18 protein-coding genes are annotated in these 20,730 nt (G+C 64.0%); 9 read left to right on the top strand and 9 right to left on the bottom strand.

Annotated elements, in window-relative coordinates; genetic code table 11:
- Positions 1-100: 100 nt before the first annotated feature.
- The 3 genes from J3D46_RS23040 to J3D46_RS23030 are packed head-to-tail and all read right to left on the bottom strand — an operon-like array spanning position 101 to position 3,369.
- Positions 101-1,441, bottom strand: coding sequence for a sugar ABC transporter substrate-binding protein (locus J3D46_RS23040; RefSeq protein WP_253469042.1), 1,341 nt, complete (start codon positions 1,439-1,441; stop codon positions 101-103).
- Positions 1,442-1,468: 27 nt separating this feature from the next.
- Entirely contained in the window at positions 1,469-2,380 is a 912-nt protein-coding gene (locus J3D46_RS23035) for a carbohydrate ABC transporter permease (RefSeq protein WP_159707050.1), read from the bottom strand.
- Between the two features lie 26 nt (positions 2,381-2,406).
- Positions 2,407-3,369 carry a carbohydrate ABC transporter permease gene (locus J3D46_RS23030; RefSeq protein WP_374110827.1) on the bottom strand — a complete coding sequence of 321 codons (963 nt, stop codon included), beginning with the start codon at positions 3,367-3,369 and terminating at the stop codon, positions 2,407-2,409.
- Between the two features lie 215 nt (positions 3,370-3,584).
- Between J3D46_RS23030 and J3D46_RS23025 the strand changes: the two genes are divergently transcribed.
- Both J3D46_RS23025 and J3D46_RS23020 read left to right on the top strand, forming a co-directional pair.
- The gene (locus J3D46_RS23025) at positions 3,585-4,784 is read left to right on the top strand and encodes a Gfo/Idh/MocA family protein (protein WP_231341821.1); all 1,200 of its coding nucleotides are present in this window, start codon (positions 3,585-3,587) and stop codon (positions 4,782-4,784) included.
- 14 nt (positions 4,785-4,798) lie between these two features.
- Entirely contained in the window at positions 4,799-5,818 is a 1,020-nt protein-coding gene (locus J3D46_RS23020) for a LacI family DNA-binding transcriptional regulator (protein WP_231341820.1), read from the top strand.
- Between the two features lie 114 nt (positions 5,819-5,932).
- Here J3D46_RS23020 and J3D46_RS23015 read toward each other — a convergent pair whose 3' ends face one another.
- The 4 genes from J3D46_RS23015 to acs form a co-directional block, all read right to left on the bottom strand.
- Entirely contained in the window at positions 5,933-7,288 is a 1,356-nt protein-coding gene (locus J3D46_RS23015; protein ID WP_374110846.1) for an FtsX-like permease family protein, read from the bottom strand.
- Between the two features lie 7 nt (positions 7,289-7,295).
- Entirely contained in the window at positions 7,296-8,042 is a 747-nt protein-coding gene (locus J3D46_RS23010; RefSeq protein ID WP_253469038.1) for an ABC transporter ATP-binding protein, read from the bottom strand.
- A 106-nt stretch (positions 8,043-8,148) separates the two neighbouring features.
- Positions 8,149-8,937 carry a DeoR/GlpR family DNA-binding transcription regulator gene (locus tag J3D46_RS23005; RefSeq protein WP_253469036.1) on the bottom strand — a complete coding sequence of 263 codons (789 nt, stop codon included), beginning with the start codon at positions 8,935-8,937 and terminating at the stop codon, positions 8,149-8,151.
- 167 nt (positions 8,938-9,104) lie between these two features.
- Entirely contained in the window at positions 9,105-11,150 is a 2,046-nt protein-coding gene (acs, locus tag J3D46_RS23000; RefSeq protein ID WP_253469283.1) for an acetate--CoA ligase, read from the bottom strand.
- 469 nt (positions 11,151-11,619) lie between these two features.
- Here acs and J3D46_RS22995 point away from each other — a divergent pair, with 469 nt between their 5' ends.
- From J3D46_RS22995 to J3D46_RS22985, 3 genes are read left to right on the top strand one after another with little or no spacing between them, the layout of a single operon-like run.
- On the top strand, positions 11,620-13,119 hold the full coding sequence (locus J3D46_RS22995; RefSeq protein ID WP_253469034.1) for a hypothetical protein: 1,500 nt from the start codon (positions 11,620-11,622) through the stop codon (positions 13,117-13,119).
- Between the two features lie 11 nt (positions 13,120-13,130).
- On the top strand, positions 13,131-13,925 hold the full coding sequence (gene nth / locus J3D46_RS22990; protein ID WP_231341521.1) for an endonuclease III: 795 nt from the start codon (positions 13,131-13,133) through the stop codon (positions 13,923-13,925).
- Complete coding sequence (locus tag J3D46_RS22985) at positions 13,922-14,602, top strand: CoA pyrophosphatase (protein ID WP_231341522.1); 681 nt, start codon at positions 13,922-13,924, stop codon at positions 14,600-14,602. The genes nth and J3D46_RS22985 overlap by 4 nt, the downstream gene beginning before the upstream one ends.
- Positions 14,603-14,644: 42 nt before the next feature.
- Here J3D46_RS22985 and J3D46_RS22980 read toward each other — a convergent pair whose 3' ends face one another.
- Both J3D46_RS22980 and J3D46_RS22975 read right to left on the bottom strand, forming a co-directional pair.
- Entirely contained in the window at positions 14,645-14,845 is a 201-nt protein-coding gene (locus J3D46_RS22980; RefSeq protein ID WP_231341523.1) for a DUF1508 domain-containing protein, read from the bottom strand.
- 187 nt (positions 14,846-15,032) lie between these two features.
- Entirely contained in the window at positions 15,033-16,724 is a 1,692-nt protein-coding gene (locus J3D46_RS22975; protein ID WP_231341550.1) for a bifunctional 3'-5' exonuclease/DNA polymerase, read from the bottom strand.
- Between the two features lie 138 nt (positions 16,725-16,862).
- Between J3D46_RS22975 and ssd the strand changes: the two genes are divergently transcribed.
- From ssd to J3D46_RS22955, 4 genes are read left to right on the top strand one after another with little or no spacing between them, the layout of a single operon-like run.
- A complete protein-coding gene (ssd, locus tag J3D46_RS22970; RefSeq protein WP_231341524.1) occupies positions 16,863-17,981 on the top strand; it encodes a septum site-determining protein Ssd in 1,119 nt (372 codons plus the stop codon).
- The gene (locus J3D46_RS22965) at positions 17,978-19,264 is read left to right on the top strand and encodes a TadA family conjugal transfer-associated ATPase (protein WP_231341525.1); all 1,287 of its coding nucleotides are present in this window, start codon (positions 17,978-17,980) and stop codon (positions 19,262-19,264) included. Before ssd ends, J3D46_RS22965 begins: the two co-directional genes overlap by 4 nt.
- Positions 19,264-20,058, top strand: coding sequence for a type II secretion system F family protein (locus J3D46_RS22960; RefSeq protein WP_231341526.1), 795 nt, complete (start codon positions 19,264-19,266; stop codon positions 20,056-20,058). The genes J3D46_RS22965 and J3D46_RS22960 overlap by 1 nt, the downstream gene beginning before the upstream one ends.
- A complete protein-coding gene (locus tag J3D46_RS22955) occupies positions 20,058-20,681 on the top strand; it encodes a type II secretion system F family protein (RefSeq protein ID WP_231341527.1) in 624 nt (207 codons plus the stop codon). Before J3D46_RS22960 ends, J3D46_RS22955 begins: the two co-directional genes overlap by 1 nt.
- Positions 20,682-20,730 lie beyond the last annotated feature (49 nt).

Here is a 20,730-nt window from a genome sequence, read left to right as displayed (position 1 = left end):
TGAGTCACTTTCAAATCGGGTCATATGGGGAGTTGTGGGGCCCGCTCTGCGCGCTTCGCGAAGGAAATAACGCGCAGAGCGGGCCTCACAACGGGTGGGGTTACTTGAAGAGGTTGTTGACCTGGTCGTTGGCTTCAGTCAGCGAGGAAGCAGGTTTCTTGCCGGAGATGACAGCGTCCATTGCTGGCTTCATGATGCCATCCACCTTGGCAGCCTTGTCAGCGATCGGGAAGAGGAACGTGGTGCCATCCTTCACGTGTGTAGTGAAGGCCGAGACGTCGGTGCCCTTGTCAGCGAAGGCCTTGGCTGCGATCTCGGAGGAGCTGGCGATGGCTGGGAACACGACGGCCTTGCTGGCCACCACGTCCTGGCAGGCCGTGGAGCCGAGATATTCAACCCATTTGACGCTGGCTCCGGGGTTCTTGGTGCCTGCCCAGATGGAGTCGGCCAGGCCGTTGAACATGGACGCGCGCTTGCCATCAGGGCCCTTGGGAGTGGGGGCGAAGGCCGTTTGGATGCCCTTGTAGGTTTGGTATTGTCCGATCAGCCAGTCACCGTTGGTGTTGATGGCAGCCTTACCGGCACCGAAGCTGTCCGGCATGCTTGCGCCCACCGTGGTTTCGAGCTTGGGCATGTAGCCCTTGTCCACCAGTCCGGCCCACCAGGCGATGGTTTCCTGGAAGCGGGGGTCGTCGTAGTTGAACTTGGTGCCCCACGGGTTCTTATCAGTTGCGGTCCAGCCCGTGGTGGCGGTGAGGAAGCTCCACTCGGTCTGGCCCTGTCCCGAACCACTGCCCGTCAGGCCCAGTCCGTAGGTGGCTACGTTGTTCTTGTCGAAACCCGATTCGTCGCCGCGCTTGCCGTTCTTGTCCACAGTCAGGTGGGCGATGGCCTTCTCGTAGCTGCCGCCGTCCTTCGGGTTCCAATCAAGCGAAGCCATCTGCTCTGCCGAGATTCCGGCGGCGTCCGTCATGGCCTTGTTGTAGAAGAGTCCCACGGTGTCCCAGTCCTTCGGCAGGCCGTAGCGCTTGCCGTCCTGGCCTACCCAAAGTTCCGGGAGTCCCTTGGTGTAGGCGTCCAGCTTGATGCCGTCCTTCTCCACGGCCTCGTCCAGGGACAGCAGCTGCTTCTTGGCGGCATATTCCGGGTACTTGGAGAGGTGGTTGGTGAAGACGTCCGGGGCTGTTCCGGCAACGAATCCGTTGGTCAGGGTGGTCCAATAATCGTCCCAACCGCGCTGGGTGATCTTGACCTTGATGTCCGGGTTGGCCTTGGTGAAGTCGTTGGCACATTGCTGGTACGCCGGGAGTTGGTTGGCGTCCCAGAGCCAGTAATTGATTTCACCCTTGGCCTCGGTGGAGGCGGGGGCGGAACCGCCACAGGCGGACAGGGTCAGGGCGATGGCGGCGGCAGCAGCGGCGACGCCGAGGGTTTTCTTCATGACGAACCTTTCAAGAGGGGATGCGGGTTACTTGATTCCGGAGAATCCGATGGAGTTGACTACCTTCTTGCCGAAGGCGATGAACAGCAGGAAGATCGGGAGCGCTGCGACCAGGGTCCCGGCCATGAGCCCGGACCAGTCCAGGGCGCCTTGGGGGGACTGGGACTTGAAGACGCTGAGGCCAACGGTGAGCACCCGGACGTTCTCGTCCTGGCCCACCAGCAGCGGCCAGAAGTACTCGTTCCACTGACCGATAAAGGTCAGCAGCACCAGCGTGGCGATAGGGGCTGCGGCGTTGGGAAGCACAATCTGGAAGAAGATGCGCAGGTGCTTGGCGCCGTCGAGCATTGCCGCTTCCTCCACCTCGCGGGACATGCTGAGGAAGAACTGGCGGAGGAAGAAGATGGCGAACGGGGTCATGAACAGGAACGGCAGGGACATCCCGGCCATGGTGTTCAACAGCCCAAGGTTCTTGATCATGAGGAAGTTCGGCAGCGCCGTAAAGATCGGCGGGACCATCATGGTGGTCAGGAAGACGGCGAACACTTTGTTCCGGCCCGGCCAGCGCAACCGTGAAAAGGCATAGGCGGCCATAGCGCTGAAGAACACTTGGCCGGCTGTGGTGATGCTGGCGAAGATGACCGAGTTCCGGAGGTAGAGCCAGAAGTTGATGGCCGCGCCGGAACCGCCGTCGGCGATTGCCTCTTCGGTGGTCTGCAGGCCCAGGACGCGCTTGAAAGCGCCCCAGCTGAAGTCGGCGGGCAGGAGGTTCCCGGCGTTGGAGGCCAGTGCACTGTTGCTCGACAGTGCCGTCCGCAGCATCCAGAGGAACGGGGCAACGGTCACGGCGACGGCGACGGCGACAAGCACCCACGCGCCGATCCGGCGCCAATTGAGGGGCTTCTTGCGGCGATTGCGGGGAAGGGTTGAGGTAGTCATGGCGGTTTCCTTAGTCCACATCCGGCTTAGTCCAGGTCCGATTCGTTGCCTTTGAGGAACTTCATTTGCACGAAGGCCACCAGGGCGAGGATGACGAACAGGATCACGGAGAGGGCGGATGCGTAGCCGAAGTCGGATTCCCCGAAGGCTTTTTGGTAGATGTACATCTGGATGACGCGGGAGGCGTTGACGGGTCCGCCGTTGGTGGTGACGGCCACGGTGTCGAACACTTGGAAGGAACCGATCACGGTGACCACCAGCACCAGTACCAATACGGGGCGGAGCAGCGGCATGGTGATGCTCCGGAACGTACGGGCCGGGGACGCGCCGTCGAGGTTTGCTACCTCGTAGAGGTGGTTCGGGATGGATTGCAGGCCGGCGAAAATCAGGAGCGCGGTGTACCCCATGTGCCGCCAGACGTTCACGAAGGCGATGGTGGGGATAGCCCATTGTTCGCTGCCGAAGAAGGCGACGCGGGGGAGGCCCACCCAGCTCATGACTTCGTTGACGATGCCCAGTTGATAGTCGAGCATCCAGAACCAGAGGAGGGCGACGATCACGTTGGCCACCAGGAATGGCAGCAGCAGCGCGCCACGAATGAAGGTGGATTTGGCGACGCGGTGCATCAGCAGGGCCAGGCCCAGGGCGATAACGGTCTGGAATCCGATGTTGAGTGCGACGTACTGGAGCGTGACGCCCATGGCGTTCCAGAACAGTTCGTCGGCGAAGATGGCGGTGTAGTTCTTGATCCCGATCCAGGTGGGCTCGCCCAGGATGCTGTATTCGGTGAAGCTGAGGTAGATACCGCGGATGGTGGGGATAAGGAAGAACGCCACGAAGCCAATGAGCGCCGGGAAGATAAAGAAGAGGGCGATTCTGAGGTCGCCGAGACGGCTGGTCATGCTCCGTTTGGCGGGTTGAAGCTTGCGTCCGTGGTTGGCTCCGGAACGCCCCGAAGCTTTCCCCGGTTGCTTGGTTAGCGTGGTCATCGTCGACCCTTTCCTGACTGTGATGTGAATAACAACCTGGACTGGAATCTACACGAGTAGATTTGATCAGCACAAGGGTTGACGGCAATTTTTGGTGAGAAATGTTCGAATGTGTTCTATCTGTTGACTCGTGTAGATCGCGGTGGAAGACTCATGTGAAACCTAAAAGGGGACGCTTCGATGGGCTGCGCGGCAGCTTCAAGGAAAGGTAAACAATGACGTTTTCGATCGGTGTAGTGGGTGTCGGACAGTTCGGCAGCCAGTTCGCACATTTGTTCAAGCTCCACCCCGGTGTCAGCGCGGTCTACGCCGTGGATGAGCTCCCGGAGCGCGCCGCCGCAGCCCAGGAACGCTGGGGCTTGGATGGTGTCAAAGCCAGCTTTGATGAGTTGTTGGAGTCCGACGTCGATGCTGTCGCCATCTTCACGCAGCGGTGGACCCACGGTCCTTTGGTGGAGCGTGCGCTGCGCGCCGGAAAGCACGTCTATTCGGCGGTGCCGATGGCGATCTCGGAGGAGGAAATCGCTCGCATCATCGAGGCCGTCCGAGAGACGAAACTGGTCTACGCGATGGGGGAGACCAGCTACTACAACCCCGCCACGGTCTACGCCAGGCAGCAGCATGCAGCCGGCAAGTTCGGCCGGATTTTCTATACCGAGGGCGACTACGTCCACGACATGGATCTGGGATTCTACGAGGCCTACCAGTACAGCGGTGGAGAACGGTGGAAGGAAACCGCCAGCTACCCGCCCATGCTGTACCCGACGCACGCCATCGGCGGTGTCCTCGGCGCCGTGCCGGGCCACGCCGTCAGTGTCAGCTGCATCGGCGTGAAGGACCAGCGCGGCGACGGCGTCTTCGACAAAAACGTCAGCATGTTCGCCAACGACTTTTCGAACGCCACGGCTTTGTTCGAAATGAACGACGGCGGTGCGATGCGCACCAACGAGATGCGCCGCGTCGGCTATCCCTCGCATATCCGGGAGTCCCGCTTCCGCTTCTTCGGCACGGACGCCAGTTTTGAACAACTAGCCACCACCACGGTCTGGCAGGACAAGTCCACTGTGGAGGACGTCTCCGAACAGGTGGAAACCAAGCCGACCATGTCTGCCGATGATCCGTCCTTGGCAGATGTGGCACCGGAACTGCGCGATGCCTTCATCTCGGGCCTGGCGCCCGTCCATGACCAGTCCCGCCTACCCCAGGAGTTCCTCGGTGCACCCAACGGGCACGAAGGAAGCCACCAGTTCCTTGTGGATGACTTTGTGACCGCGGTGAACAACCGGACACTGCCACCGGTCAACGCCTGGGTGGCGGCCCGGTTCACCCTCCCTGGGATCATCGCCCACGAGTCCGCCCTCCGCGGCGGTGAGCGTCTTCCCATCCGCGACTTCGGTGATGCTCCCATCCACTAGCTAGCATTTACCCCATGACCACTTCAGCAGTACAAACCCCGCGCGGCCCGGTAACACGCAAAGACGTGGCCCGGTACGCCGGGGTGAGTACCGCCGTCGTGAGTTATGTGGTGAACGGTGGTCCTAAGAACGTTGCGCCGGCAACGGAAGCCAAAGTGCGCGACGCCATCCGTATCCTCGGGTACCGTCCCAACGCGGCGGCGCGGGCGTTGAAGCTGGGGTCCAGCGAGACCATCGGCGTTGTGGTGCCGGACAACACCAACCCCTTCTTCACGCATCTTGCCCATGCCGTGGAAGAGGCGGCATCGGAACTGGGCTACGGAATGGTGCTGACCAATTCCGATGGCAGCCTGACCCGTGAGCGCAAGAACATCCGTACCTTGGCCGCACGACAGGTGGACGGCGTCTTCCTGGCCAGCTGCGTCTTCGACCCCGATGTCACGGAGTTGGAAGCCTCGGAAATCCCGTCGGTCCTGTTGAACAACGCAGGATCTCCTCCGGGTTTTGCCAGCGTGGGCGTGGATCTGGAAGCCGGTGGTCGTGCCGCCGTCGAGCACCTGATAGGGCATGGTCACAAGAACATCGGGCTGGCCATCGGTACCAATACCGGAAACCAGTTGGACGGGCGCGAAGTGGGCTGGCTTGCCACCCTGCGTGAGGCGGGCCTGCCGGACGGGCCAATGCTGCACAGCCCCTTCACCCGGCCTGGTGGGTACGAAGTCGGCAAGCGATTCCTGTCCATGTCCAACCGGCCCACTGCGATCTTCGCCAGCAACGACATGCAAGCCATCGGCATCCTCCGGGCCTTCCACGAGGCCGGAGTGCGGGTGCCCGAAGACATGGCGTTGGTGTCCTTCGACGGTTCCTTGGACTCCGAATACAGTTGGCCTGCACTGACCACGGTGTCCCAACCGGTCCAGCTGATGGCGGAGGCCGCCGTTCGGGCCTTGGTGGGGAAGGACCGAGCGGAAGAACCGCAACACCACATCCTGCCGACCGAGCTGATCATCCGGCAGTCCTGCGGCTGCAAATAGCACCCTCTTTCACCGATTCGCCTGTTCGGCCCGATGCTCTATCACCTTTCACGGCCGCTCCTAGAGGGTCGGGCGGGAGGGGGCCAACGGTGATAGAGGGTCGGGCGGGAGCGGCTAGGAGTCCATGCTCGCGTAGCGCTCCGGCCGGGCCAGGACCTGGCCGATCTGCGCGGTGCCTGCAGCTACGGCCAACCGGACCAGCAGGAACCCGGCCGCGAACACTCCGCCGATGGTCAGGAACACCACGGGCTGGGTCAACAACACGGTGCCCGTCAGCGGCAGGACCAGCACCGCAGCAGCGGCCGCCGAGATGCCGGCCACCAGGAAGAGCGGCGACATGACAGCCTTGACCCGTGCCGCCACCATGAGCTTGCGCGGCATCCCCACTCGATCCAGGGCCACCAGGGTCGACGCCCGGTCCAGCACCGCAGCGGCCTGGTTCACGCCCGCTGAGCACGCCACCATCAGGAACGAGCCCAGCAGCGTGATCATCACACCGGTGTTGATGTCGCGGACCAGCAAAGCCGTTTCATCCGTGGCGCCGGGACCTATGGTGTCAGCCACAGCCATGCCGACGCCCACGAACACCCCCACAAAGCTGGTCATCGCGACGCCCCCAACTTGCCGCCACGATTCCTTGGGGCTCTCCAGCACGGTCCGTGCGGCCAGCAGTTGCTCGGGTCGCTTGGCCCGCTTGAGCTGTGAGGAGGCGCGCAGCCGCAGGATCCAAGGACCCATAAGGTTCAATGCCAACAGCGCCAGTCCAAAGCAGCCACCCATGACAGCGATGATCACAATGAACGCGCCAAAGCTGCTGAGCATCCCCATCGCCACCACGCCGATGACCACCACCACGGCCGCGATGAGTCCGCGAACCCAGTGGGCGCCGTCGGCCGTTTGCCGGGTCCTGACGCCCAAAGGCGTCACGACGACCTTCCGGAGTCCAAGCGCCGCACTCGCCGCAGCCAGGACGCAGACGGCGAGGATGCAGCCCAGGATGGATGGGACGGACAGCCATGCATGGCTTCCGATTGCCTGGCCGCGGAACTGGATCAACCCCAGGAACGGAGCCATGCAGGCATACAGCCCCGCGCCCGCCAGCGCCCCCACAGCAGCCAGGACAGTGGACTCAATAACAGTCATCCACACCACCGTCCCGCTATTGGCACCTAGCAGGCGCAACGATGCCAGGCGGTCATCACGACGGCGGGCGGCGAGCCGGGCGGCTGAGGCACCGAGCGTCAGGAGCGGAATGATGAGCAGGACCATGGCGACGACGGCCAGCGCTTGGTAAGTGCCCGCGATGTCATCCGACCAAGACCAGAAGACTTGTGAGCCCCCGGCCACTGTGAGCAGAAGTGCTGTGACCGTACCGAAGGCCAGTACGGGCAACCCGGCGTCACGGAGGCCCGTTTCCCTGAGGCTGCTGCCGCTGCTCCGCGCGAGGTACGGGGTGAGGCGCAGGGCCATGGAGAGGCTAGACATTGAAGGCACCCTTGAAGTTGGTGGCGGGCGCGGCCTGGGCGGGAGCGGCAACCGCGCTGCCACTGTCCGCCACGATCCGGCCGTCGCGCAATTCCACCACGCGTTGGCAGCGGGCCGCCACGTTGGGATCATGCGTCACCACCAGCAACGTGCGGCCGTTGGCTGCCACTGAGCGAAGCAAAACGTCCAGGACTTCGTTGGACGTTGCAGAATCCAGAGCGCCGGTGGGTTCGTCCGCGAAGACCACACGAGCACCTGTGACCTGGGCGCGGGCAATGGCCACGCGCTGGACCTGCCCACCGGACAGCTCACCCAACCGGCGCTGCTCCATGCCCGCAAGGCCCAAAGCCCCAAGCCACTCGGCCGCCCGGGACTCTGACGTAGCCCGGTCGGTTCCGTTCAACATGAGCGCCAGGGCCACGTTCTCCACGGCGGTCAGTTCCGGCAGGAGCATGCCCTGTTGGAAGACGAACCCAAACTCCTCACGGCGGAGGCGCGACAACGCGGCGTCACCCAAGGTGTCCAGCCTCAAAGGTGCCGATGGCGTGTTCAAGGTGATCGATCCGGCGTCGGGCCTCAAAATCCCGGCAAGGCAGTGCAGAAGTGTCGTCTTACCCGAACCGGAAGGTCCGATGATCGCAATGGACTCGCCGGCGTTTGCTGTGAAGTCGACGCGGTCCAAGGCAATGCTGCCGGGATAGTGCTTGGTGAGTTGCTGGGCGTCGAGGATGGCGTTCATATATCCAGCATCCACAAGAACTGCATTCCGCGGCGTCAGTCCCGCGGTTGAACTCTGCGGACCTGCCTCCACCCGCGGTATGAGACCCAACTGCTACCTACTTGGGCTAAGCCTCCGCAATCCGCAGCTTGGCCACATTCTCGGCCAGCACACGTCGGGCGTCCTCGCCCAGCAGCGAATCCGTGATCAGCTCGTCGGCCTCTTCCAACTGGGCGATCGAGGCGATGCCCACCACGCCCCACTTGCTGTGATCGGCCAGGACAACGGTGCTCCGGGCGGACGACATGAAGGCACGGTCCGTCTCCGCTTCGAGCAGGTTCGGCGTGGTGAAGCCGGCCTGCGCATCCATACCGTGGACTCCCAGGAACAGGACATCCAAGTGGAGCTGCTTCAGGGAAGCCGTCGCAATCGGACCCACCAAAGCATCCGACGGAGTGCGCTCGCCGCCGATCAGGATCACAGTGGAGCCGAAACGGCCGGGGCCCGATGATGCGCCGTGGTGGAACAGATCCGCGATCCGCACGGAGTTGGTGACCACGGTGATACGCGGCCCGTGAACCAGTTCCTGAGCCAGGGCCCATGTGGTGGTGCCGGCGCTGAGGCCGATGGCCATGCCTTCCTGGACCAAGGTGGCGGCTTCGACGGCAATCGCGTGCTTCTCTGCAGTGAGCTGTGTGGACTTCAACTCGAAGCCCGGTTCATGGGTGCTCGCATCACCGGGAAGCTTCGCACCGCCGTGGATACGTTCCACACGGCCCGTTTCCTCGAGGGCTTCGATGTCCCGCCGGACGGTCATGGGGGAGACGCCCAGCAGTTGGGCGAGGTCGGAGACGCGCACCACGCGTTCGCGCTGGACGGCATCGATGATGGCGGAGTGGCGTGCTGCCTGAAGCATCAGGGCCTTTCTGGAGAGCCTCGTAGACGTGAGGCTGAGTCTGGCTCCAGTCTAGGACGCAGTTTCGCAACCCGGCGGCAAATCCAGTCGCGGCGTCGTCACGCAACCGGCCGAACTCACGACGGCGCCGCTCACCGTGTGAGGCGAGCGGCGCCGTCGAGAATTGCCTACTTACGCAGCGACTCCGCGATCTGGGTCATGATGCCGGGGTCGGCCAGGGTGGTGGCGTCTCCGGTGTCGCGGCCTTCTGCGATGTCCTTCAGGAGGCGGCGGACGATCTTGCCGGAGCGCGTCTTGGGCAGTTCCGGGACGATCAGGAGCTGCTTGGGTTTGGCGATCGGGCCGATTTCCTTGCCCACGTGGTTGCGCAGCTCCAGGACGGTTTCGTCGCCGTTGTTCACGGCGTCACCGCGCAGGATGACGAACGCGACGACGGCCTGTCCGGTGGTCTCGTCAGCGGCGCCAACGACGGCTGCTTCAGCGACGGAAGGGTGGCTGACGAGGGCGGATTCGATTTCCGTGGTGGAGAGGCGGTGGCCGGAGACGTTCATGACGTCGTCCACGCGGCCCAGGAGCCAGACGTCGCCGTCTTCGTCCTTCTTGGCGCCATCGCCGGCGAAGTACATGGCCTCGAACCGGGACCAGTAGGTGTCCTTGAAGCGTTCCGGGTCGCCCCAGATGCCTCGGAGCATGGAGGGCCACGGCTCGCGGACCACCAGGTAGCCGCCTTCACCGTTGGCCACGGACTGGCCGGCCTCGTCCACCACGTCCACGGCGATGCCGGGCAGCGGAACCTGGGCCGAGCCGGGCTTGGTGGCCGTGACGCCAGGCAGCGGCGCGATCATCTGTGCGCCGGTTTCTGTCTGCCACCAGGTGTCCACGATCGGGGCGGGGTGTTCCTTCTTTTCGCCGTTCTTACCGGCGTTGGCGCCGATGACGTCCCGGTACCACATCCACGCTTCGGGGTTGATGGATTCGCCCACGGAGCCCAGGACGCGGATGGAGGAGAGATCGTACTTGTCCGGGATGTCCCGGCCCCACTTCATGAACGTCCGGATGGCGGTAGGGGCGGTGTACAGGATGGAGACCTTGTACTTCTCCACGATTTCCCACCAGCGGCCCTGGTGCGGGGAGTCCGGAGTGCCTTCGTACATGACCTGGGTGGCGCCGTTGATGAGCGGCGCGTAGGTGACGTACGAGTGGCCCGTGACCCAGCCGACGTCGGCGGTGCACCAGTACACGTCCGTTTCGGGGTGGAGGTCGAACACGGCCTTGTGGGTGTAGGCGCCCTGGGTGAGGTAGCCGCCGGTGGTGTGCAGGATGCCCTTGGGCTTTCCGGTGGTGCCTGAGGTGTAGAGGATGAACAGCTGGTGCTCGGAGTCGTGCCCGACGGCGGTGTGCTCCGTATCTGCCTTGTCTACGGTTTCAGACCACCAGAGGTCGCGGCCTTCCACCCAGTTGACGTCCTCGCCGTTGCGCTTGACCACAACAACGTTCTGGACCGTATGACCTTCCTTGGAGAGGGCTTCGTCCACGGCCGGCTTCAGGGCGCTGGGCTTGCCGCGGCGGTAGGTGCCATCGGCGGTGACCACGAGCTTGGCTTCGGCGTCCTCGATCCGGGAACGCAACGCGTCGGCGGAGAAGCCACCGAACACCACGGAGTGCACTGCCCCGATCCTGGCGCAGGCCAAGAGCGTGATGACGGCTTCGGGGATCATGGGCAGGTATACGGCCACGCGGTCGCCCTTGGCAACGCCGAGGGACTCGAACGCGTTGGCGGCTTTCTTGACCTCCTTGGTCAGCTCCGCATACGTGTAGCTGCGGGTGTCGCCCGGTTCGCCTTCGAAGTAGATGGCCACGCGGTCGCCCAGGCCGTTCTCCACGTGACGGTCCAGCGCGTTGTACGCAGCGTTGATCTCGCCGCCGACGAACCACTTGGCGAACGGCGGGTTGGACCAATCCAGGGCCTCGGTGAAGTCCTTGTCCCAGGTCAGCAGTTCACGGGCCTGCTTGGCCCAGAACGCAGGGCGATCAGCTTCAGCCTCTTTGTAGGCGTCCGCGCTTGTGACTGCGTTCGCGGCGAATTCGGCCGACGGCGCGAACCTGCGGTTCTCGTGGAGGAGGTTTTCAAGCGCCTCAACGTGGGGGGCCTGACCGTTGTGAGCTGTTGAAGCTGCAGCGGTGGCCGTGGATCCGGTGGTGTCCTGGGACATGGTGAACCTCATCATTCATCGATCTTTGCTGCGCGGAACCTGCCGCGAGGTTCCCGCCCGGGCCGTCGTCGGCGTCGAGCGTCTCCCCGAAAGGTCCGCAGAGTGCTGTCCGCCATCAACACTATCGCTTTGAAAGGTCCTACGTGTGCGTCATCACAAACGTGCCAGCGAGCGGCGCGGATTTAGCGACGAATGGCGCCACCGGCGGTGGGGAACCGCTTACATGACGACGACGGCGGCACCTGCCCGCCGCTGTCGACGCCACCAAGCCGGGGCACTTTCTGTAAGGAACCTTGGAGTTTGCTGTGGGCGAAGCTGGATGGCCGTTTTCAGCTAGAACCCTGTCAGTGGGGTGGCATAGGCTGAAGAAGTCCTGGGACGCATCGTCAGGTGTGTCCGGTTTTCCGCGGAATCCTGCGGGATCACCGGACCGGACTGCCCAGGACACCGCCGTACGAAGGAGAAATAGATGAACCAGCTGAGCCCAGGCCCGCACGACTCACAACCGACGGGACCGGACACCACGGCTGGAACGGCCACCGCAACAGGTACGTCCGGAGGACCCCTTAAGAACGACGCTGCCACGAAGGACGTAGCCAAGTACGACGCCGTCCTGGGGCCGTTCACCATTCGGGACCTGACTGTCTTCGGCTCCACGCTGCTGATGTTCGTTGCGTCCCTGTTGCCGATGTTCGGAGCACGCTACAACCTATGGAACCTTGGAAACCTGTTCTTCCTGTTGCTCGGCATCATCCTTCCGTTGGTCGTCGTGGCACTGTTCGTTGCCCGCAGATTGCAGCCGGGAACCATCGTCCGCGTCGGCTCATTGTCCGTTGACCAGTTCGCGTCCGTCACGGCCTCTTTCGCCTTCCCGCTCTTTTTCCTGACCATCGCCAACTCGTTCAACGGCGGCGTTTTGTTGGGTTTGGTCGGCTCCGTAGGTTTGCTGGCTGCAACCGTCCTGGCCCCGCATCTTCCGTGGCTCTCCGCTGATTTCAAGGGCCGTGCCGAAGTCCCGGCCCATGTTGTTGCCCGCGAAGCCATAGTGCCGAGCCGTAAGCCCGCATCGCCTAAAGCGCCCAAGGAGCCCAATGCTGCCAAGCCGGCTGAGGGCACTTCCATTGGCGCTTCGACTCCCGGCTTCCAAGGTGCGACGTCCGGGTATCCCGCTCCGGGCCCCTCAGTCGCCGGGGCACAGGCTCCGGGTCCGGAGTCGTCGGGTACGCAGGCTTCGGGGCTCCAGGCTCCCGCTGCATCGGCTGCTGCAGCCTCCACGGGAGCGCCCGGCGCGGGTGCTCCCGGTGCCGGCGCTGCCGGCGCTGCCGGTACCGCCGCAGGTTCCAGCCCCTTCGCTCCGCCGGCGACCTATTCCGCTGCACCGTCGCCGGCGACGGAAGCCCCCGCCGTCGTGCATTCAGCGGACGGCCGTGCAGCGGACGCCCCTTCAGCGGACGGCAGGCCAGCAGAAGTGACTGACCCTTCAGCGGCTGGTCCTGTAGCTGCCCAGGCACCGTCCGGTGCTGGCACTCCTCCTTCCGCGCCGTCACGGGAGCAGGAGATCGTGAAGGGTGCTGAGGCAAAGACCGAATCAGGAAAGTCCCCGGCCGTCGCTGAGCCCGCTACTACGCAGCACGCCACGCAGCAGGCTGCCACCCAGCAGCCGTGGGCTGCCACCATGGCAACCCCCATTGTCTCGGGGGACACCAGGAAGGTCAGCGACTCCATCGGTGCCACCGTGGACCCTGCCAGCCGGCCGGACGACTCCGATTCCCCGCAGTATGAGGCGTTCTGGTTCGCTGTGGCCCAACCCCGGACTGCCTACGACGAACACTCGGGAACTCCTGCCTTCACCATTGAGCCCGGTGGTTGGGTGCTTGCACTGGAGGACCGAGGTCATGAATTCCTGGTGCAGGACACCGACGGCAAGGTTGGGGTTCTTCGGGAGCTCAGCAACATCGAACGCGGCTAAGCAGGGATCCCGTGGCCATCGCTGAAGCTGGTTCGCTGCTCGCACTCAAACGCCGTGCCCGCAAGATCAACAGGGTCCTGGCGGAAAAGTATCCCTACGCCCATGCGGAACTTGATTTCCGGAACCCGTTTGAGCTGGTGGTGGCCACGGTCCTCTCAGCCCAGACCACCGACGTCCTGGTCAACCAGGTCACCAAGATCCTGTTTGCCCGGTACCCGGATGCGCGGGCCCTGGCCGAAGCGGATCCCATTGAGCTGGAGACAATTCTTCAGCCAACGGGCTTCTTCCGTGCCAAGGCCCGGAACGTCCTGGCGCTCAGCAACCGTCTGGTGGATGAGTACGACGGCGAGGTCCCGGGACGGCTGGAAGACCTGGTGACGCTTCCAGGGGTTGGGCGCAAGACCGCAAACGTGGTTTTGGGGAATGCCTTCGGTGTTCCCGGGATCACGGTGGACACGCACTTCGGACGGTTGGCCCGCCGTTTCGGGTGGACGGCCTCCGATGATCCAGTGAAGATCGAGTTCGACGTCGCCGAACTGTTTGAACCCAAGGACTGGACCATGTTGTCGCACCGGGTGGTGTTCCACGGCCGACGGGTGTGCCATGCCAGGAAGCCAGCGTGCGGTGCCTGCCCTGTTGCCAGTCTCTGCCCCAGCTATGGCGACGGCGAAACTGACCCGGTCAAGGCGGCCAAGCTGCTGAAGTACGAGCTCGCTCCGGGCAGTGAGGCGTTGTTGGAGAAGCTCCTGGCCGAGACCCACCGTGCCGCGGAGATCCGGATGGAATCGCAAAGGAGGCCCGGGTGACCGCGCTTGAAGAGTTATCGGCGCTGGTCACCCGTTTCGAGGCGGGCGAGCAACAGCACTCGGCGCTGTGGGAAAGGCTTCCAGTCACCCAGGAAACCAACCGGCCTGCTGCCGTGCTGATGCTTTTCGGCGTGCTGGATGATGTCCCCGCCGCGTCGGGGCGCCCTCTTGCCCCGGCGGACCTGGACGTCTTGTTGCTGGAGCGCGCACATACCCTTGACGACCACCCCGGGCAGGTGGCCTTCCCGGGCGGCAGCGTGGATCCGGAAGACGACTCAGTGGTGGCTGCGGCGCTGCGTGAAGCCGTGGAGGAAACGGGTCTGGACGCAAGCGGTGTGCGCGTGCTCGGCGTCATACCCGAGCTTGGACTCATCCGCAGCAACTTCCGCGTGACACCAGTGCTGGGGTGGTGGGATGCGCCGTCGCCCGTTGGAGTGGTGGACTACGCCGAATCAGCACAGGTATTCAGGGTTCCGGTGCGTGACCTCCTGGATCCCGTCAACCGTGTAACGGCCACCATTTCGCGTTTCGGGCGTACCTACACCAGCCCCGGCTTCACAGTTAATGGCGTCCTGGTCTGGGGCTTTACCGGGATGGTCCTCAGTGGGCTCTTCGACGAACTGGGCTGGACCGTTCCGTGGGAAACGGACAAGCTGCGCGACGTCGACCTCCAGTAGCCGTCGACTCCAGCGCCGCTCCGGTACCACCGGCGGTTCTTCTCAGGCAGCCTTGCGAGCCGCCGTCGAACGGTCCACGATCAGCCCGGTTGCGGCGTTCTCCCGCACTGCATTGATGCCGGCAATGACGCCTGAGAGGTGCGTGAACGTGGGTGATTCGGCCACGACGGTTCCGTCGGCCGCTGTCAGCCGGAACCGGTACTTTTCGTCGGTGTCTCTGAGAATTTCAAACCTGCCAGCCATTGCTGTTCCCCCTTGATGCTTCCTTGCATGCACATGTGGACCGGCACATCCATCCACATAGCGAAAGTATCCAGAACCGGGGGAGAACAAAAGTTACTTGGCGGTACCGGTCATGAGGCAGGTCATTCCGCCTCATATGGCGAGATGTGACTGGATAGTCCACGGGGTTCCGGTTAGTGTGCAGCGGCTACTTTGCCTTGTCATAGGAATCGACCACGGCGACACTGACCGGGAACTCCACGGGAATCCGTCCGAACATGAGTTCCTTCGCCGCTGTAGCCGCTTCCTCGATGGCCTGGATGCAGGCGTCCACGGCGTCGTCGGGGGCGTGAACCATCACTTCGTCGTGCAGGAAGAAGACGAGTTCACCGGAAGGTGAGCCTTCGGCCCGCATGGTCCGCAACCGCCGTCGTAGTTCTGCCAGCCAGCACGCCGCCCACTCAGCGGCTGAGCCCTGGACAACGAAGTTGCGGGTGAAACGGCCCCGTGACCTGGCCAGGTTGTCGGCACGACGCTGTTCCTCCGCTGAGGTGGATTGCTGGCTCCGCAACCAGCCGGCCGACGGGGGTGGGCTGCTTCGGCCGAGCCGGGTAGTCACCGTCTTGCCCGCTTCGCCCTGCCGGGCGGCTTGCTCCACGAATCCGACGGCGCGTGGATACGTGCGGGTGAGTTGGGGCATGAGCCTGCCCGATTCGCCTGTGGTGGCGCCGTAAATAGCTCCGAGCAGTGCTATTTTCGCCTTCGCCCGGTCGCCGCCGAAACCTTGTGCGGCGATGCCTGCATATAGGTCCTTATCGCGGGCGGCTTCCGCCATCTTGGTGTCCTGGGCCAGAGCAACCAGTACGCGGGGTTCCAATTGAGAGGCATCGGCGACGATGAGCTTGTGGCCGGGATTGGCATGGACCGCACCCCGGATGTTGCGCGGGATCTGGAGTGCTCCACCACCTCGCGAGGCCCAGCGTCCGGACACCACGCCGCCAACGACGTACTCCGGGTGGAACCTGCCGTCACGCACCCACGCGTCCAGCCACGCCCAACCATTGGCTGTGTGAAGGCGGGACAGCTTCTTGTAGGCGAGCAGCGGCTGGATGGCAGGATGGTTGGACTCCTGGAGCTCCCATTGGCGGGTGCTTTTCACCTCGATGCCGTTCCTGTGCAGGGCACGCATGAGGTCCTGCGGTGAGTCCGGGTTCAGGCCCGGGGAATTGAGGATGCTCCTGAGCTCGGTGCAGAGCGCTTCAAGGGCGGGAGGTCTGTGTCCCAAAGGCGGCCGGGGGCCCAGAACGTCGGCGAGTATCTGCTGATGAAGCTCTTCGCGCCATGGGACACCGGCGTGTTGCATCTCGACGGCGATGATGGCGCAGGCTGATTCGGCGGCGAGCAGTAGTTGGAGGCGTTGCTTTCGCTGCCCATCCGTGGGGACCTGGGCAATTGCATGCTGCTGCGCTCCGAATTCCTCCTTGAGTTCGGGGAGCCCTGCTTTGGCGATTGACGGCGAAGGGTCCTCGAACAGGGCGCCTTGGTCCGCGGGAGGCGGTGGTGGTTGGAGGACGCGTGGCGGTGTTGAGTCGTCGTCCTGGGTGAGCTTGACCGCATGCCGGGCATAGTCCGTGTGAGCGGTGAATTCAGAGTGCGCCAGGATTGCCGCGCACAGCGAGAGGTCATGGCACCGCTCCAGCTCGATGCCGTGAGTTAACAGTTCCGGGTACCAGTCCATGGCGCGGTGCCAGACCCAGCGGGGCCGCTGGGCTTCGTATTCACGCACGACGGCGGGCAGCTCACCCCGTGCGACGATGCGTGCGTCCGCTGTCGCTTTTCCTGTGGGGGAGATCCTCTGTATGGCTGCCCCTTCCGGGTGGGCGGCGAGCAGCAAGTACATGGTCTCCATTCTGCCCTGTGTGGGCGGGGCAGCTGTGCCGGTGTCACTGCACCTCCACAGGCACCAAGTTTGCCAGCTTGTGCACATAGGGGGCCGGGTCACTTACCGTGGTTCGCCGGGTCCACCAATGTGGGTCCCATGAGTAAGAGAGATCGTCGGCACAGGCACACCAGCAACCACTCCGGAGAAGCGGAAACAGACGGATCCTGGGTTCCACGCGATGCTGCCGGGATACTGCTCGTCTCCGCAGACCCCTACCTTCAGGAAGAAGCCAAGCGGATAGTTGCAGCCGCTGGCGGAAGCCTCTCAATGGCTGCGGATGTCACTGAAGCTGTTCACGGTTGGGACAGCGCCGACGTTGTCTTGGTGGGCAGCGACGTGCGCGAGTTGCCCCCGCGACGACGAGGGCCAACGGTCCTGCTGGGCAGGGCCGCCGAAGGAGACGGACTATGGAGGCTGGCCGCTGCCCTTGGAGCTGAACGGGTGGCAGTCCTTCCTGAGGCCGCGGCCTGGTTGGCTGAACACCTCAGCATGTCCGGCTCTCCGGACCCTGGAGGCGTGGTCATCGGAATTATCGGTGGCTGTGGTGGGGCCGGCGCCACCACCACGGCAATCTGGCTCGCCCAAGCAGCGGCTGACCACGGTGTCAGCACCATGCTCATCGACGGTGATCCATGGGGCGGTGGCCTGGAGCTGGCCGTCACGGCTGAGGACATTCCCGGCCTCCGTTGGCCTGATTTCTCAGAAACCCGGGGCAGCATCGACCCCGCCAAGTTCAGGGATTCCCTGCCCGTGGCGGGCGGTTTTGCCTATCTGTCGTGGCCTGGAGCGCGGGATCCGGTCCAAGGGCCCGATGCCGGTGCCGTGGCCGCTGTCCTGGACGCTGCACGCAGGAGCTTTGAACTCATCCTGGTGGACATCGGGCGAAACGGCGAGGGCCTGAAGACCCTGGCCTGGGATTGCGACAGGATCCTGCTACTGGCCAAGGCCCACCTCACATCGGCCGTAGCAGCAGGGCGCATCGTCAACGAGCTCCCGCCCGTGGACGCAGGGCTCCTGGTCCGGGGGAGCACCACCTCGTCAGTGGACGCTGGCCTGATTGCCGAGTCACTGGGACTGCCATTGTTGGGCGTTGTCCCTGAGATAAGGGGGGTGGCAACCGCCACGGAATTGGGACGCTTACTTGAACTCGGGCGTCGTAAGCCAGTAAACCGCTTTGCCATGTCCGTGCTGGAACTGAACGGGGCCATCCAGTGAACACTTTCGCTGAGGGCACGCGACGCAGGCAGGGCCGAAAACTCGACTCCCTTCTCCTTGAGACTGTGCGGGAGTCTGTGCTGGCGGGCAACGGACCCGTCACGCCGTCCACCGTCGCAGCAGCAGTACAGGCAAGTGGCAGGTTACTGGGCACCGCAGGAGCTTTGGAGGCAGCCGAATCGATCAACGCAGAGCTGAACGGTCTGGGACCGCTGCAGCAACTTGCCCGGGATCCCGCCGTGACGGACGTCTTCGTCAACGGTCCGGAATCCGTATGGCTGGACCGCGGGCAGGGTTTGGAACGATCTTCGGTTCACTTCGAGACCGAACAACAGGTCAGGTCTTTGGCTGCCAGGCTGGTTGCCGCAGGAGGCCGTCGACTGGATGATGGTTCTCCCTGCGTGGACGTCCGCCTCAAGGGCGGCTATCGGGTTCATGCAGTCCTGGCACCCATATCCATCACGGGGACGCTACTGTCGATCCGCATCCGCCGCGAGAATGTGTTCACCCTGACCGAGCTAAGGGAGCTCGGCATGTTTTCCGAGACCGTAGAGTACGTCCTGCGGGCCATCATGGGGCAAAAGCTAAGTTTTCTGATCAGCGGGGCCACTGGCTCCGGCAAGACAACCCTGCTGTCCACGATGCTTGGCCTGAGCCATCCGAACGAGCGGTTGGTCCTGATAGAGGACGCTGCCGAGCTCAACCCCGTCCACCCCCATGTGGTGACGCTGGAATCCCGGCATGGAAACCTTGAGGGCGGAGGTGCACTGGACCTTGGTGAGTTGGTCCGCCAGGCCCTTCGCATGCGACCGGACCGGTTGATCGTAGGAGAGTGCCGCGGCGCTGAAGTCCGTGAATTGCTGACAGCACTCAACACGGGGCACACCGGCGGCGGCGGGACCATCCACGCCAATACGGCAGAGGCTGTGCCCGCAAGGTTGGTAGCTCTCGGTGCGCTCGCGGGCTTGAATGCAGAAGCTGTCCGGTTGCAGGTTTCCAGTGCCTTGGACGTCGTCATCCATGTCGACCGAACCCCAACGGGACGGAAAGTTGCTTCCATCGGGGTGCTGGCCGACACCCTCGAAGGCCAGAAGGTGGTGCCGGCCCTGAGCTGGCATCCGTCAGGAATGACCCAGGGGCCGGCCTGGCCCGAACTCGCCGCGCGGCTCTCCCCTGAGGTGCCTGCCCACGGCTGGCCCCAGCAGAACGGAACGCCCGGCATCGACTTGCAGGACCCCGGCACACCGCGCAGGTGTTCACCGATATTCGGGGAGGACGCGTAATGGGTGCTTTTGTCCTCGTTGCAATGCTCGCGGCCTGGCTGCAGCTCAGGGGCCACCGCGCCGATGGCCGGCGTGTTCGGAGGAGCCTGGGTGAGCCTGCGCGCGGGAACGACGGCTATCTCTCCCTTGCCGGATTGTGGTCTGGACGCCTGTGGCGGCGCAAGCGGCGAGAGGCCGTCTCGCTTGTGGTGCTGGTACAACAGCTCGCGGCGCTGCTTCGGGGCGGGCGGGGAACTTCCAGCCTGTGGGAGGAGCTATGGGCGGTGCACGCTCCGAGGCTGACCCACCACGGCAGCACGGCACCGGAAACGGAGCAGGTGACCGCTGGACTCACCCCGGAATCCTTGCTGGTCGTGGCCGCAGCGCGGGCAGCGTCCACTGTGGGAAACCCGCCGGCAGATGCGATTCGCCAGGCGGTCGCAAGGATGTATCCCCGGCGGGGAAGTTCTGAGCGACGTGTGTGGATGGAACTGGCAGCGTGCCTTGAAGTGTCAGAAACAAGCGGCTGTCCACTCGCCGATCTTCTCACCCGGTTTGCTGCCCAGCTTGAAGCCGAAGAGGACGCCGAAGCTGCACGACAGACGGCGCTCGCCGGACCAAAAGCGACCGTCCGGCTGTTGTCGTGGCTCCCGGTGTTCGGGCTGGTGTTGGGGATGGCATTGGGCGTGGATCCCTTGGGAATCTTGCTGGACAACTTTTTGGGAGTGGCTACCTTCGCTGCCGGGCTCCTCCTGACAGTGGTTGGCCGCGTCTGGTCCTCACGGCTGGTGGCGTCTGCAGCCGGAGGCATGTGATGCCCGGCGCTCCGGTCTTACTGATGATTTTGATGGTGTCCCTGGCAGCATTCGTTTGTTTTGCAGCGCCGATCCGAGTGCGGGCGGTGAGGGCAAAGTTGTTGGCCGGAGCCGACGGGGCAACGGCTCCGGCGGATTCGTCCGGCCCGGAAAGCCGCAGCGCCCTGGCCGACGTCACCGCACCGATCGATGGTCTTCGCGACACCGCGATGATGTTGGAGCTGGTGGCGTCCATGCTCGACGCCGGTGCCGGCATCGGGCGGGCACTGGAGCTCATTGCCAGGTGTGCCTCGCCGCCCATCAGCCAATCCTTGAGGCCCGTGGTGGCTGCGCTGGCAATGGGCGCCGCTTGGGACACTGCTTGGCGGAGCCCAAGCAAGCACGCGCCAGAGGTGGTCCGATTGAAGGAGGCCTTGGCTTTTGCAGCGCTGACCGGGGCGCCGTCGGCCTCCATTCTCTACGCACAGGCTGCCCGGGATCGTCGGGAACAGTTCCGGGCCGCGGAGAAGAGGGCCGCTGCCTTGGGCGTAAAGCTTGTTGTACCCCTGGGACTGTGCTCCTTGCCGGCCTTCATCTGCCTGGGCATCGTTCCCGTACTGATCGCGATGCTTCCCTCCGGTTGAGCCATGGATATGGCCCCACTGCCCCTCCACATCCAGCGGTTCGTCAGGG

This window comes from Paenarthrobacter sp. A20 (assembly GCF_024168825.1).
Taxonomy (GTDB): domain Bacteria; phylum Actinomycetota; class Actinomycetes; order Actinomycetales; family Micrococcaceae; genus Arthrobacter.
The sequence above is the reverse complement of the archived record's forward strand: the minus strand, read 5'-3'. Positions and strand labels throughout refer to the sequence as shown.